The sequence below is a fragment of the Mesorhizobium sp. CA10 genome, from assembly GCF_020165285.1.
Lineage (GTDB): Bacteria > Pseudomonadota > Alphaproteobacteria > Rhizobiales > Rhizobiaceae > Mesorhizobium.
The window spans coordinates 247591-261861 of the sequence record NZ_JAIUHV010000006.1 but is presented as its reverse complement, the minus strand read 5'-3'; the positions used below and the strand labels follow the sequence as shown (position 1 = coordinate 261861).

Here is a 14271-nt window from a genome sequence, read left to right as displayed (position 1 = left end):
TTTCATCTTTCGATCCTGCCGTAGCGATGCTCCAGCCAGCGCAACAGCACGACGGAGCAGAGGCTGATGACGAGAAAGAAGGCGCCGACCAGCGTCATCGGCTCGATGTAGCGGTAATAGGTGTTGGCGACGCTCTTGGCCTGGTTCATCAGTTCCAGCACGGTGATCGCCGACAGCAGCGGCGTCTCCTTGAACATGGCGATGAAATAGTTAGCCAACGCCGGGATCATCGGCGGGATCGCCTGCGGCAGGATGATATGGGTCCAGGTGTGGCGGCCGCCCAGATTGCAGGCCTTGGCAGCTTCCCACTGGCCGCGCGGCACATTGTCGATGCCGGCGCGGTAAACCTCGGCCGTGTAGGTGCCGTAGTGCAGGCCGAGCCCGATGACGCCCGCCACCAGCGGCGGCAGCAGGATGCCGATGTCGGGCAGCACGTAGAAGATGAAATAGAGCTGCACCAGGAGCGGCGTGCCGCGGATGAACTCGGCGAACCAGCCGACGCTGCGCGCGACGATGCGGTTCTCCGAGCGCCGCGCCAGCGCGATCCCAAGCCCCACGATCGCCGCCAGGACCGAGCCGAGCACCGTCGCCAAGATGGTGATCTTCACCCCCTGGATAAGGGTCGGCATGATCTCCCAGACGAAGTTCCAATCCCATTCCATCAGACGCGCACTCCGTCGAGGCCGCGCGCCATGCGGCGCTCCAGCGTGCGAATGCCCCAGGAGATGATCAGCGCCAGCGCGAAATAGATGACGAGAACGGAGAGGAAGGGCATCAGCGTGCTGCCGGTTTGCGAGCGCACTACCTGCGCCTGGAAGGTCAGGTCGGCGAGCGAGATAAGCGACACAACCGAGGTCGCCTTGAGCAGCTCGATCGCGTTGTTGCCGAAGGTCGGCAGCATGACCAGCAGCGCCTGCGGCAGGATCACATGGCGCATGCCTTGCCAGCGGCCGAGATTGAGCGCCGTGCAGGCCTCGTATTGCTCGCGGCCGACCGACAGGATGGCGCCGCGCACGACTTCCGCGGCATAGGCGCCGACATTCAAGCCCAGCGCCAGCACGCCGGCCTGCAGCGGCGTCAGCGACAGGCCGGCGAAAGGCAGCACGAAATAGGCCCAGAACAACTGCACGAAGATCGAGGTGCCGCGGAAGAATTCGATGTAGGTCGTCGCCAGCGCGCGGATGATGAAGAAGCGCGACACGCGCCCCATGCCGGCAAGGAAGGCCATGATCAGCGCAAGCACCGACCCCATCAGCGTCAGCTCGATGGTGACAAGCGCTCCCTGCAATATCAGGCCGAGATAGCCGGACCACTGGGTCATGAAACTAGAAGTTTCCCAACATTGATGTGCTTGGCTCCTCCCATCGACAGGGAGATGCCAGGTTACCCTCCATAGCTGCAGCGCAGCTGCTGCGTAGGATGGGCAGGCAGATGAGGGGCGGAACCAACCCTACAGAACTTGGCGCCGCCCCTCATCCGGCTCTTCGAGGCACCTTCTCCCCGCAAGCGGGGAGAAGGCAAAGGAGCACTACTTCGCCGCGCAGAGCTTCTCGCGCGTCGTCGACATCGCCGCCTTGGCGGAGAAGCCGTAGGGCTCGATGATCTTGGCGAACTCGCCGGACTTCTTCATTTTGGCGAGCTCGACGTCATAGGCGTCGCGCAGTGCCTCGTCGCCTTTCTTGAAGGCCGCGCCATCGCAATAGACCGGCGCGCCCTGCACCGGCGCGATCACTTCGAGGTTCGGGTCGTTGGCCTTCTTCATCAGGTCGTTGATCGAGAGCACGGGCAGCGAATAGGCGTCGATACGGCCGTCCTGCACCATCTTCAGGCCGCTCTGGCCGTCCGGCACGACGATGACGCGATCGCGCGGCACGCCGGCAGTGAGCGCCAGCTTCTCCTCGGTGCCGCCGCCCGGCGCGCCGACCGTGGCGGAGCTGTCCTTGGCGATGTCCTCATAGCTCTTGAAGCCCTTCGGATTGCCCTTTTTCACCAGCATCGCTTCGGCATCGCAAAGCACCGGCTCGGAATAGGCGACCGCCGCGCAGCGCTCCGGCTTCATGAACAGGCCGGCGGTGACGACGTCGAAGCGGCCGGCCTGCAGGCCGGGGATCATCGCGCCATATTCTGAAATGGAAGCGACGATGTCGTTGACGCCGAGACGCTTGAAGATCTCGCGCGCCACGTCGGGAGCCGCGCCCGACACCTTGCCGTCGGCCGCGACCGCCGTATAGGGCGGCTCGTTGGCGATGGCGACGCGGGCGAAGCCCTGCTGCTTGAGCTGCTCCAGCTTGGCGTCATCCGCCGACCGCGCGCCGGGGGCGAGCAACATCGCGGTGATCGCGAGGCCGGCGACGCCAGCCAGAATGCCAAGTTTCTTCATTGTTCCCAACTCCTTGTTTGTCTTCTTGGTTTGCCTGGTTCGGGCGGCCTTTGACCGCCCGTGGACGGCTTGCGCCGCCCGCTCGCATTGCGGTCAGACGCGATGTCCGGCCGCGATGATCTTCTTCAGGAAGCTCTGCGTTCTTTCCTGTTTGGGATGGCGGAAAATCTCGTCGGGCTTGCCTTCCTCGACGATCCTGCCGCGGTCGAAGAACAGCACGCGGTCGGCGAAGTCGTGGGCGAAGCCCATCTCATGGGTGACCAGAAGCATCGTCATGTCGGTCTCGGCGGCGAGCTTGCGCATGACGTTGAGCACTTCCTCGACGAGCTCGGGGTCGAGCGCCGAGGTGACCTCATCGAACAGCATGATCTTGGGCGACAGCGCCAGCGCCCTTGCGATCGCAACGCGCTGCTTCTGGCCGCCGGAGAGCTGCGCCGGCATCGCCTTCGCCTTGTCCGCTAGTCCGACCATGTCGAGCAGTTCCATCGCCCGCTTCTCGGCGGCGGCGCGCGCGACGCCCTTGGTCAGCATCGGCGCCAGGGTCACATTGTCCATGACGCATTTGTGCGGGAAGAGATTGAACAGCTGGAAGACCATTCCGATCTTCTGGCGCATCCTGGCCAGATGCCGCTCGTCGGCCGGCAGCAGCTGGCCGTTGCGCTCCATGTGGTAGAGCTGCTCGCCGTCGATCTGGATATGGCCGCCGTCGATCTTCTCCAGCGTCATCAGGATGCGCAGGATCGTCGTCTTGCCTGAGCCGGACGGGCCGATCAGCGCCAGCTTCTCGCCAGGCATGACCTGCATCGACAGGCCGTCCAGCACCTTGAAGGCGCCGAAGCTCTTCGAAATCGCATCGACCTTGATGATGGGCGCGGGCAATCCATGTCCCCGTTCTGGAGAAGCCTATGCCCTTAACGATGCGAAACGTGCCAAATCATGTCAATTGGAAAAATAATATCATGACAATATTTCCGGCGCGGCACAATTTCAGGGCAATCTTCCTTTGTGCATCAGATGGCGAGCAGGAGATGCTCCGGATCGCCGAGCAGCAGTTTGGCGACAACGCTCAGGCCCGCCCGCAGTTCCCCCTCGGTGGTCGATCCGAGCGAGATGCGCACGGCCGGATGCCAGGGCGTGTCGGCGATGCGGAACGAGGTGCCCGGCGCGATCGCCACCCCGCGCAGGCGCGCCTGCGCGACAAAGCTCTCCTCGGCCCGATCGCCCGGCAGCTCGAGCCACAGATGCAGCCCGTCGCGATGACAGCGATAGTCGACACCCGTGAGCACTTCCGCGGCGATCTCCTGGCGGCGCCTCAGCGCGCCACGCTGCCAGTTGACCAGTTCCATCGCGGTGCCGTCGGTCACCCAGCGCGTAGCGATCTCTGCAACCATCGGCGTCGCCATCCAGTTCGAGACGAGGTGGCGGTTGGCGACGGCCGCGACATAGCGGTCCGGTACCGCGAGATAGCCGATGCGCAGGCCTGGCACGACGATTTTGGTGAAGGAGGTGACGTAGAGCGTCCGTTCCGGCGCGAAGGCGGCAACCGCCGGCGGCCTGCCTTCAACCAGCGGCCCGAGCACGTCGTTCTCGATGATGGCAATGTCGTGCTTGCGGGCGACCGCCGCGATCTGCTCGCGCCTTGTGGCGTCCATCAGCGTCGCCGTCGGGTTGATCACCGACGGCTGCACGAACACAGCGCGAATGTCCGAGAGGCGGCAGGCCTCGTCGAGCGCTTCGGGGATCAGCCCGTTGCCGTCGATCGGCAGGCCTTCGAGATTGAAGCCGAGATAGCGAGCAAGCGGGATCAGCGTGTGGTGGCCGATCGCCTCGGTAGCGACCGTCGAGCCGGGCGGCGCAACGCTCATCAGCGCCACCGTCATGCCGGCAGTGGCGCCGTTGGTCAGGCTGATGTTCTGCGGCGAGGCTTCAAGGCCGCAAAGTTTCAGCCATTCGACCGCGACCGCGCGGTGGCGCGGGAAAACCATGTTCGGCCGGAACGATAGCGCCGAGCTCGACGGCAGGTTCTCGGCCAGCCAGCCCAGCGCCTGCTTTAGTTTCTCCAAATGCATCGGCTCGCAGACCGGCTTCAGGATCGAGAGGTCGATGACCTCGCCCAGCCGTTCCGGGATGTAGGGCGGCTCGGGCTCGCGGCGCTGCGTCTGCACGAAACTGCCGCGGCCGACCTCGCCGGAAATCAGTCCCCGGCGGATCAACTCCTCATAGGCGCGGCTGACGGTCTGCACCGAAAGCTTCAGATCGTCTGCCAGCCGGCGGTGCGTCGGCAGCCGCGTGCCGTTGGCCAGACGCCCGTCATGGATGGCGCGCGCGAACTGGTCGGCCAGCGAGAGATAGGCCGGCCGGCGGATGAGAGCAGGATCTGGCTGCCAAAATGTCATGACTTATTAGAGATCGAAATCAGTGCAATTGACAATCGAAATAATGCATCGTCATGGTGTCCGCAACGAAAGGCGGACCCGCATGGCGGCAGCGAAACTCGACCCGATCGACCTCAGGATTCTCGATGCCATCCAGCGCGACGGGCGCATCACCAAGCTCGCGCTGGCCGAGAAGGTCGGCCTGTCGCCAACGCCGTGCTGGATGCGGCTGCGCAAGCTGGAGAAGGCCGGCATCGTCTCCGGCTATCACGCCGCGATCGCCATGCGTGTCATCGCTCCGGTGGCGACGGTGCTGATGGAAGTGACCCTGGCCAATCATCGCCAGGCTGACTTCGACCGCTTCGAGCGGGTGGTGCGCGATATCCCGGAGATCGTCGCCTGCTGGTCGGTGGGCGGCGGCGTCGACTACGTGCTGAAAGTGATGGCGCGCGACATCGACGCCTATCAGCGGCTGGTCGACGGCCTGCTTGAGCGCGAGATCGGCATCGACCGCTACTTCACCTACATCGTCACCAAGACGGTCAAGGACGAGACCGTGCTGCCGGTGGCCGATCTGCTGCCGGAATAAGGGTGAGTCGGTCTCACGATCAGCGTGGAGATTAGCCGAAACGTCCGTCACTTCGTCATCCACGGGCGGAGCAAGGAGCGAAGCGACGCGGCGCAGACCCGAGGATCCATTCCGTAACGCCAAGGCGTTGCAACGGTGCAGAATTCTGCTCCGCTGCGCCCTTCGATCAAGGTCACGGAATGGATCCTCGGGTCTACGCGTCCGCTTCGCTTCCGCTCCGCCCGTGGATGACGAAGTTGTGGAGGCGGCCAATTTCACCGGTTGCTGGCATCCGGCGGCTGGTAGGCTAGAGAGATTGACCTGCTCTCCCGGACAAATAGAGACAATCTCTCTCTGTCAGCCTGTCGAAACAGCCTCTTTGTCCCGATTGCACGACTAGTCTCTCCATATCGCCTCGGCACCGGGAGACCCGACTGATGTCCGCGCATTTTGCCCGTACCAACCACCATGACGCGCTCGACCGCCTCGCCGATCGCCGGCTGCTGCGCGCGCTCGCCTATGTCGATGGCCATTGGACGGCGAGCGAAGCGGCGGCAAGCTTTGAGGTTACCGATCCGGCCACCGGCGCTACCGTCGCCTTCGTAGCCGCGCTCGATGCCGCCCAGACGACAAAGGCGATCAATGCGGCGTCGCGCGCGTTTTCCGCCTGGCGCTCGGCGCTGCCGCAGGAGCGCTCGAAAATCCTGCGAAAATGGTTCGATCTGATCATCGCCGCCAAGGACGATCTGGCGCTGCTGATGACGCTCGAGCAGGGCAAGCCGCTGAAGGAATCGCTTGGCGAGATCGACTACGCCGCGTCCTTTATCGAGTGGTATGCCGAGGAAGCGAAACGCCTCAACGCCGAAAGCGTCACCAGCCATCTGCCGAATGCCGAGATGTCGGTGCGCCGCGAGCCGCTCGGCGTGATCGGTGTCGTCACGCCCTGGAATTTTCCGTCGGCCATGCTCACCCGCAAGGCGGCGGCAGCTTTGGCTGCGGGCTGCACGGTGGTGGCGCATCCGTCCTCGGAGACGCCGCTGTCGGCCCTGGCTCTGGCCGAGCTCGGCGAGCGTGCCGGGCTGCCGGCAGGCGTCTTCAACGTCGTCACCGGCGATGCGCGCACGATTGTCGGCGCGATGTGCGCCGATGCGCGGGTCCGCGCGATGAGCTTCACCGGCTCGACCGAGGTCGGCCGGCTGATCGCCGCGCAGAGTGCTGCGACGATGAAACGGCTGGTGATGGAACTCGGCGGCCACGCGCCGCTGATCGTCTTCGATGACGCCGACATCGACAAGGCGGTGACGATCGCGCTCGATGCCAAATTCGCCACCTCCGGCCAGGATTGCCTCGCCGCCAACCGCATCTATGTGCAGCGGCCGATCTATGATCGCTTCTGCGCCGCTTTCGCCCGCCGCATCGAGCAGCTCCGCACCGGCAATGGCCTATCCGCAGACACCGATATCGGGCCGCTGATGCATGAGCGCGCGGTCAAGAAGGTCGAGGAGCAAGTGGCCGACGCGCTCACCCACGGCGCGCGCTGCCTGGCCGGCGGTAAGCGTCACGCGGCCGGGCCGCTGTTCTACCAGCCGACGCTGCTCGCCGATGTGCCGGACGAAGCGCTGATCATGCGCGAAGAAACCTTCGGCCCTGTCGCGGCTGTGACGCCATTCGACGACGAGGCGGAAGTCGTCACCCGCGCCAACGCCACGGAATATGGCCTAGTCGCCTATGTCGTCACCGAAAACGGCGCGCGCCAGGCGCGCATGGGCCGCGCCTTGGAGTACGGCATGGTCGCCATAAACCGCGTCAAGATCACCGGCGCGCCGATCCCTTTCGGCGGCGTCAAGCAATCAGGCATCGGCCGCGAAGGCTCCCGCCACGGCCTCGAAGCTTTTACAGACCTCAAATACCTTTGCCTCGACGTAGCCTAAGCTACGCAGGCCTCATTCTCGTCAGGAGTCAAAAATGCTCGAACAGTCCAACGAACTCTCCGCTTGGGATCGCGACCACTTCTTCCATCCCTCGACGCATATGGGCACGCACGCGCGCGGTGAATCGCCGGCCCGCATCATGGCCGGCGGCGAAGGCGTTACCGTCTGGGACAACACCGGCAAGAAGAGCATCGATGCCTTCGCCGGCCTCTATTGCGTCAATGTCGGTTACGGCCGCCAGAAGATCGCCGACGCCATCGCCGAGCAGGCGAAGAACCTCGCCTACTACCACGCCTATGTCGGGCATGGCACCGAGGCCTCGATCCGGCTCTCCAAGATGATCATCGACCGCGCGCCGAAGGGCATGAGCCGAGTCTATTTCGGTCTCTCCGGCTCGGATGCCAACGAGACCAACATCAAGCTGATCTGGTATTACAACAACGTTCTCGGCCGGCCGGAGAAGAAGAAGATCATCTCGCGCTGGCGCGGCTATCACGGCTCGGGTGTCATGACCGGCTCGCTGACCGGGCTCGAGCTGTTCCACAATGCCTTCGACTTGCCGCGGGCGCCGATTCTGCACACAGAAGCGCCGTATTATTTCCGCCGCGCCGACCGCTCGATGAGCGAGGAGCAGTTCTCGCAATATTGCGCCGACAAGCTGGAAGAGATGATCCTGGCCGAGGGCCCTGACACGGTCGCGGCCTTCATCGGCGAGCCGATCCTCGGCACCGGCGGGATCGTTCCGCCGCCGGCCGGATATTGGGCAAAGATCCAAGCCGTGCTCAACAAATACGACGTGCTGCTCGTCGCCGACGAGGTGGTGACCGGCTTTGGTCGTCTCGGCACCATGTTCGGTTCCGACCATTACGGCATCAAGCCCGACCTGATCACCATCGCCAAGGGCCTGACCTCGGCCTATGCGCCGCTTTCCGGCGTCATCGTCGCCGACAAGGTCTGGCAGGTGCTGGTCAATGGCTCGGACAAGCTCGGCTCGCTCGGCCATGGCTGGACCTATTCGGCGCACCCGATCTGCGTTGCCGCCGGTGTCGCCAATCTCGAGCTGATCGACGAGACGGACCTTGTGCGGAACGCCGGCGAGACCGGCGCTTACTTCCGCGCCGAGTTGGCCAAAGCCGTCGGCGGCCACCGGAATGTCGGCGAGGTGCGTGGCGATGGCATGCTGGCCGCAATCGAGTTCGTCAAGGACCGCGACGACCGCGTCTTCTTCGATCCGGCGCTGAAGGTCGGGCCGCAGATCGCCACCGCGCTCGCCGCCAGCGGCGTCATTGGCCGCGCCATGCCGCAGGGCGATATCCTCGGTTTCGCGCCGCCGCTCTGCCTGACGCGCGAGGAAGCCGACATCGTCGTCGCAAAGACCGCCGACGCGGTGAACAGCGTATTGGCCAGCATCTGAGAAGTGACATCCGAGAAGCGACATGAATGCCATGACAAGAACTCTTCCCGCCACCATGGCCGCCGTGCAGCTTACGGGCCATGGCGGCCTTGAGAAGCTCGTCTACCGCACGGATGTGAAGGTGCCGGCACCTGCCGCCGGCGAGGTGCTCGTCAAGGTCAGCGCTTGCGGCATGAACAACACCGATGTCTGGGTGCGCCAGGGCGCCTATGGCACGGAGGAAGATGCCGGGGCGGTGTCGACGTGGCGCCGGCAAGGCAACACTCTGACCTTCCCGCGCATCCAGGGCACCGACACTGTTGGCACGATCGTCGCCGTCGGCGACGGCGTGTCCGCGGAGCGCATCGGCGAGCGCGTCATGGTCGACTTCTCGATCTATAATCGCGACGACGATTCGCTGGCCGACATCGACTATATGGGCCACGGCCGTGACGGCGGTTATGCCGAATACCAGGCGCTGCCGGTCGAGAACGCGCATGTCGTCGACACCGATCTGAGCGACGTCGAGCTAGCCACCTTCTGCTGCGCCTATCTCACCGGCGAGCAGATGCTGGAGCGGGCGGCGCTAAAAGCTGGCGAGCGTGTGTTGGTCACCGGCGCCTCCGGCGGTGTCGGCTCCGGCATCGTGCAACTGGCGAGGGCGCGGGGCGCCATCCCCTATGCCGTCGTCGGCAAGGGCAAGGAACAGGCCGTGCTCGACATCGGCGCCGAGAAGGTGATCACGCGCGGCGTGGCCGACCTGCTCACCGCCGTCAACGAAGCGACGAATGGCCAGCCCATCGATGTGGTGGCCGACCTCGTCGGCGGCGCCATCTTCAACGACCTCTTACGCATCCTGCGGCCCGAAGGCCGCTACACCACGGCCGGCGCCATTGCCGGGCCGGTCGTGCAGCTGGACCTCCGCACCATGTATCTCAAGCAGCTCCAACTCCACGGCTCGAGCCAAGGCACCCGCGCGGACTTCCGCCGCATCGTGCGCTACATCGAGGAAAAGAAGATCAAGCCGCTGGTCGGCGGCGTCTACAAACTGTCGGATTTCCACCGCGCCCAGACCGACTTCATGGGCAAGGACTTTGTCGGCAAGCTGGTGGTGGTGCCGGACGCGATGTGGAGCGGCGCCTGACCCAGGAAAGAGGCCGGCTTGGGCTCGGCGGGTCGCCGTAGCCTTCCGTCCGGAATTGCGTAAAGCAAAGAGATAGGACGTTTTCGCCGTTTCCATGAAACGCTGTGGCGTCGCAGACACGCAGCGCTGCGCGGAGGCGTGGCTCGCCGATGGTGACACTGCATCGACAGACGGCGACGCGCTTACCCAGGTCATTGCGGCGCCGAGGTCTCTGGGTTATTTTAGCAGCTGGTTGAATGCGCGATCTGCCTTGCCATCGCAGGCGCGTTCCTTGCCGTCTTGGCAGATTGTGAAGTCTTTAACAGACCGCGATGCCGCAAGCTGCGTTCTTGTGGCCGACACGTGATAGCAGTTAGGGATTTTACCATGCTGCGATGCTGCGCGCTGATAGCAGCCTTGATCCTCGTGGGCCTCGCGACGGTGCAGGCGCACGCCGATCGAAGGGTTGCGCTTGTCATCGGCAATTCCGAATATCGCGAAATCCCTGCGCTGAAAAATCCGGACAAGGATGCCGACGACGTGTCGAGCACGTTCCGGCTGGCCGGCTTCGATGTGTTCGTCGCCAAGGATCTCACCAAGCTCCAGTTCGAGAAGGAATTTCGCAATTATCTCGCGGCGGCGGACGGCGCCGATTTAGCGGTCGTCTACTATTCGGGTCACGGCTTTCAGATCGGCGGCGAGAATTTCCTGATCCCGGTCGATGCGTCGCTCAAGGATGCGGCCGACGTCGAGGTCCAGGCGGTCAAGCTCGACGACGTCCTGCAACAGTTGCGCGCCAAATCGAAGATCCAGGTGATCATCCTCGATGCCTGCCGCAACAACCCGTTCCCGCGCAAGGATTACTGGCTGCGCGACCAGTTGATCGCGGCCGGCGGCACCGGCCTCGCGCAGGTGAAAAGCTCGCTGAACACGCTGATCGCCTTCGCCACGGAACCCGGCGCCGTCGCCTATGACGGGTCCGGCGATCTCAGCCCGTTTTCATCCGCCTTCTCGCGCCGCGCGCTGGCGCCGAACCAGGAGATACGCTCGGTCATGGCGGCCGTCCGCCGCGATGTGGTCGAGGCCACCAAGGGCGCGCAGGTTCCCTGGGAAAATTCCTCGCTGATCGACGAGGTGGTGCTGATGCGCCGCGCCAGCCGGCCGGCTCTGCCGCCAGTGCTGGAAAAGACCGTACCGTCGGGCGTCGGTCCGGTCGCGCTCGACCTGCCGGTGCCGGTCGATGTCGATGGCGGCTCGGTCACCATCAGCATCGAAAGGCCGCCGGCGCTGGGGCGTCTGATCCTGGACGGCAAGCCGGTCGCGACGGGCGAGCCGATAGAGGGCAAGGATCTGCCGCGGCTCGCGATGGATGTGCCGAAGGGCGCCGACGCCGAGGACCAGGTCGATATGCTGGCCTATGCCGCGCATGACGAATGGGGCGGCGGATCGCAGGGCATACTGGTGTTCCGGGTCAAGAATGGCGAGGGTGCCGCGGGCAAGCAGCTTGTCGCCTCGCTCGAGTCGAAACAGAAGCAGCAGGTGGTGGAGCGCGGCATCCACATCGCCGGCGCCGCCGAGGCGATCGAGAACCGCGACGTCAAGATTCCGGTCGGTGTCGGCCCGGTGCCGCTGAAGCTGAATTTCCCGACCAACGATCCGGCCGTAAGCGTGAAGCTTGCGAGCTATCCGGCAACCGGGACGCTGTCCCTGCCGGATCGGACCCTATCGCCGCAATCGAGCCTGATGGCCGACGAGGTCGATAAACTGCGCTACGAACCGCAGATAGGCGCGGTCAAGCCATTGATAGTCGGCGTCGAAATTAGCGCCGACAACACATCGTCGAAGCCGGCGACGATGAAGCTGTCGCCAAGCGTCGATCCCTGCGACACGCAGGCAGGCGAACCCTTGGACCTGCAGGGCGTCGTTCCCGGCCTGTTGCCGAACGAGATCGGCGCCGGGGCGGTGGAGGCCTGCCGGGCGGCGGTGAAGGCGTATCCCGATGTCGCGCGGTTCCACTACGAACTCGGGCGCGCGCTGCTCGCCGCCGGTAAAGTTGACGAGGCGAAGAAGGCGATTGAGGAAGCCGCCGACAAGGGACATGTCCGCGCCGTGTTCGAGCTCGGTTATATCGCCTCGTCCGGCATCGGAACGGTCGTCGATCCCAAGAAGGCAAATGGTTTCTATGCGAAGGCCTCCGACAAAGGGGACCCTTATGGAATGACCGCCTGGGGACGTGCTCTGTTCAATGGTCTCGGCGTCGAGCGCGATACCGGCAAGGGCCTGGACCTGCTGCTCAAGGCGGCAGCCATGGGACACACCTACGCCATGAACGATCTCGCCGCGATCTTCACCGAAGGGCGCAATGGTGTGCCTGCCGACCCTGCTCGCGCTGTCGCTTTTCTCAAGGCCGGCGTAGAGCGCCAGGACATGTATTCGATGAACATTCTCGGACGCAATTATCTCAGCGGACGCGGCGTCGAGAAGGACACCAAGCAGGCGCAGGCGCTGTTCCAGAAGGCGATGGAACTCGGCCAGCCTTATGCGCCCGGCAGCTTGGCGCGCATGTACAGGGACGGTGAGGGCGTGGACCGGAACCTTGCTGAGGCGCAGAGGCTGTTCGAACTGGCGACGGACCGCGGCGACTACTCGGCGGCATACGACCGCGCGGCCATCGAAATGCAGAAAGGCGGCAAATCCGATCAGGCCATAGCCGTCCGCTATTTGGCGTTCGCCGCAGGACTTGACCTCCGCAATGAGTTGCCGGCCGCGCGCGCGACATTGGCGCAGTTCGGCGCCAGGCCGAAGTCGGCTGCGCTCAAGCAACTGCGGTCCGAACTCAAATCGAAAATCCCGGCGGGCGGCTCGGTCGAAGACCAACTGATCAAGACGGCCAGAGCTGTCTGGGAGCAAGCCAATCCGCGTCGGGACTTGTTTTGATCAACAAGGAGGCAATGGTGGGCAGGGCATTGAAGCAGGCGGTCATCGCAACATTCCTATCCTTCGCGGTTGCGGGGTGCACGACCGTGGCGCCTACGGTAGAGCCGGCGCCGACGGCGAAATATCGTACGAAGGTCGTTCGCACGACGACCGAGCCCAAAGTTAAGGTGGTCCAGCAGAAGAAGGTCACCGCCAAGAAACTGATCAAACCGGTCAAGAACGAAACTGCGCCTGTCATTGCGCCCCTGGGCGGCAGCGGCGGCGGTGGCGGCGGAGGATGGTGATAACGTCTCGGACACTCGTGCTTTCTCGACGCGTGGGATTGTAGTCGCTTTTCTGCAGCCCGCTGGAACCGCTCGCCAAGCCGGGGCAAGTGCTCTATGCTCCGGTCACATGCCGGTATCGAGATCGGGTTGTCCTGGCGGGGGCGTTCCATGTTCGAAGTCGTCGCATTCTGGCGAAAAATGCGAGCCAAGGCCGCGGCTTTTGGCTTGGCCGTAGCCGCGCTGCTGGTCTTCGGATCGCAGGCTGCGAGCGCCGCGCCGAACTGGACGCTCGATCCGTCCGCTTCGGTGCTCACCTACCAGTCGGTCAAGAAGAACACGATCGTCGAGACCAACAAGATCAGGAACATCACCGGCACGCTGAGTTCCGCCGGCGACGCCAGGATCAGCTTCGACCTCAATTCCGTCGATACGGGCGTCGACCTGCGCAACGTTCGCATGCGTTTCCTGTTTTTCGAGACATTCACCTATCCGACGGCCGAAGTGACGGCGAAGGTGGACCCAGCGGCGTTCGCCGATTTGCCTACCAAGCGCCGGGTGAAGACGACACTGCCGTTCCGCCTCAGCCTGCATGGCGTCGACAAGGATCTCGAGGCAAGCGTCGTCGTCACCATGATCAGCGATGCCCAGGTTTCCGTCGCTTCGGAAGCGCCCGTCGCGGTCCATGTCGAGGATTTCGGGCTCTTGCCCAATATCGACAAATTGCAGCAGGCGGCCAACGTGACCAACATCGTGCCCACGGCGTCGGTATCCTTCGATTTCGTCTTCACCGCCGACGGCGCCAAGCCGGCCGCCGTGCAGACCGTTGCGGCCTCGACCGCCGAGGTCGGCCCTGTCGCCACCGATGCCGCGAAAGCCAATTTCAGCGACGAGGAGTGCCTCAACCGCTTTGCCGTGCTCTCGCGCACCGGCGCCATCTATTTCCGCCAGGCGAGCGCGAGGCTCGACGCCAAGAGCCGCCCGCTGCTGGCGGAGGTCGAGGGCGTCGTCGGCAAATGCCCGGCCCTCAAGGTCGAAGTGTCCGGCCACACCGATTCCGACGGATCGGCCGAGGCGAACAAGGCGCTCTCCGAGCGGCGCGCACAGGCCGTCGCCGATGCGCTTATCGCCGACGGCGTGCCGCGCAACCAGATAAGCTCGGCCGGCTATGGCGAGGACAAGCCGGTCGCCGCCAACGACACGCCCAAGAACAAGGCGCTCAACCGGCGGATCGAATTCTCCGCCAGCAAGCTCGCCAACTGAGGTGGCGGTGGGTCCTGGTCCGATCGCCTTTTGCGGTG

The 14271-nt window shown here is 64.3% G+C and carries 12 protein-coding genes; 7 read left to right on the top strand and 5 right to left on the bottom strand.

Annotated elements, in window-relative coordinates; all coding sequences use genetic code 11:
- Positions 1–2: 2 nt before the first annotated feature.
- From ehuD to LB535_RS15595, 5 genes are all read right to left on the bottom strand, one after another.
- The gene (gene ehuD / locus LB535_RS15615) at positions 3–662 is read right to left on the bottom strand and encodes an ectoine/hydroxyectoine ABC transporter permease subunit EhuD (protein ID WP_095765847.1); all 660 of its coding nucleotides are present in this window, start codon (positions 660–662) and stop codon (positions 3–5) included.
- Positions 662–1321 carry an ectoine/hydroxyectoine ABC transporter permease subunit EhuC gene (gene ehuC / locus LB535_RS15610; protein WP_095765846.1) on the bottom strand — a complete coding sequence of 220 codons (660 nt, stop codon included), beginning with the start codon at positions 1319–1321 and terminating at the stop codon, positions 662–664. The genes ehuD and ehuC overlap by 1 nt, the downstream gene beginning before the upstream one ends.
- A gap of 207 nt (positions 1322–1528) precedes the next feature.
- On the bottom strand, positions 1529–2329 hold the full coding sequence (gene ehuB / locus LB535_RS15605; RefSeq protein WP_245340420.1) for an ectoine/hydroxyectoine ABC transporter substrate-binding protein EhuB: 801 nt from the start codon (positions 2327–2329) through the stop codon (positions 1529–1531).
- A 144-nt stretch (positions 2330–2473) separates the two neighbouring features.
- Positions 2474–3259 (bottom strand): ectoine/hydroxyectoine ABC transporter ATP-binding protein EhuA, encoded by a 786-nt coding sequence (gene ehuA, locus LB535_RS15600; RefSeq protein WP_095765843.1) that lies wholly within the window; start codon positions 3257–3259, stop codon positions 2474–2476.
- A gap of 131 nt (positions 3260–3390) precedes the next feature.
- On the bottom strand, positions 3391–4776 hold the full coding sequence (locus tag LB535_RS15595) for a PLP-dependent aminotransferase family protein (protein WP_140782133.1): 1386 nt from the start codon (positions 4774–4776) through the stop codon (positions 3391–3393).
- 82 nt (positions 4777–4858) lie between these two features.
- On the opposite strand from LB535_RS15595, the gene LB535_RS15590 reads away from it, so the two are divergent.
- The 7 genes from LB535_RS15590 (at position 4859) to LB535_RS15560 (ending at position 14233) form a co-directional block, all read left to right on the top strand.
- Positions 4859–5344 carry an Lrp/AsnC family transcriptional regulator gene (locus tag LB535_RS15590; protein WP_140844068.1) on the top strand — a complete coding sequence of 162 codons (486 nt, stop codon included), beginning with the start codon at positions 4859–4861 and terminating at the stop codon, positions 5342–5344.
- 416 nt (positions 5345–5760) lie between these two features.
- Entirely contained in the window at positions 5761–7254 is a 1494-nt protein-coding gene (locus LB535_RS15585; RefSeq protein ID WP_224632841.1) for an NAD-dependent succinate-semialdehyde dehydrogenase, read from the top strand.
- A gap of 34 nt (positions 7255–7288) precedes the next feature.
- Positions 7289–8668, top strand: coding sequence for an aspartate aminotransferase family protein (locus LB535_RS15580; protein ID WP_224632840.1), 1380 nt, complete (start codon positions 7289–7291; stop codon positions 8666–8668).
- Positions 8669–8690: 22 nt separating this feature from the next.
- Entirely contained in the window at positions 8691–9791 is a 1101-nt protein-coding gene (locus tag LB535_RS15575) for an alcohol dehydrogenase family protein (RefSeq protein ID WP_224632839.1), read from the top strand.
- Between the two features lie 366 nt (positions 9792–10157).
- Positions 10158–12707, top strand: coding sequence for a caspase family protein (locus LB535_RS15570; protein WP_224632838.1), 2550 nt, complete (start codon positions 10158–10160; stop codon positions 12705–12707).
- Positions 12704–12991, top strand: a complete 288-nt coding sequence (locus LB535_RS15565; protein ID WP_224632837.1) for a hypothetical protein — start codon at positions 12704–12706, stop codon at positions 12989–12991. The genes LB535_RS15570 and LB535_RS15565 overlap by 4 nt, the downstream gene beginning before the upstream one ends.
- A gap of 150 nt (positions 12992–13141) precedes the next feature.
- A complete protein-coding gene (locus LB535_RS15560) occupies positions 13142–14233 on the top strand; it encodes an OmpA family protein (RefSeq protein ID WP_224632836.1) in 1092 nt (363 codons plus the stop codon).
- The last annotated feature ends 38 nt before the right edge of the window (positions 14234–14271 follow it).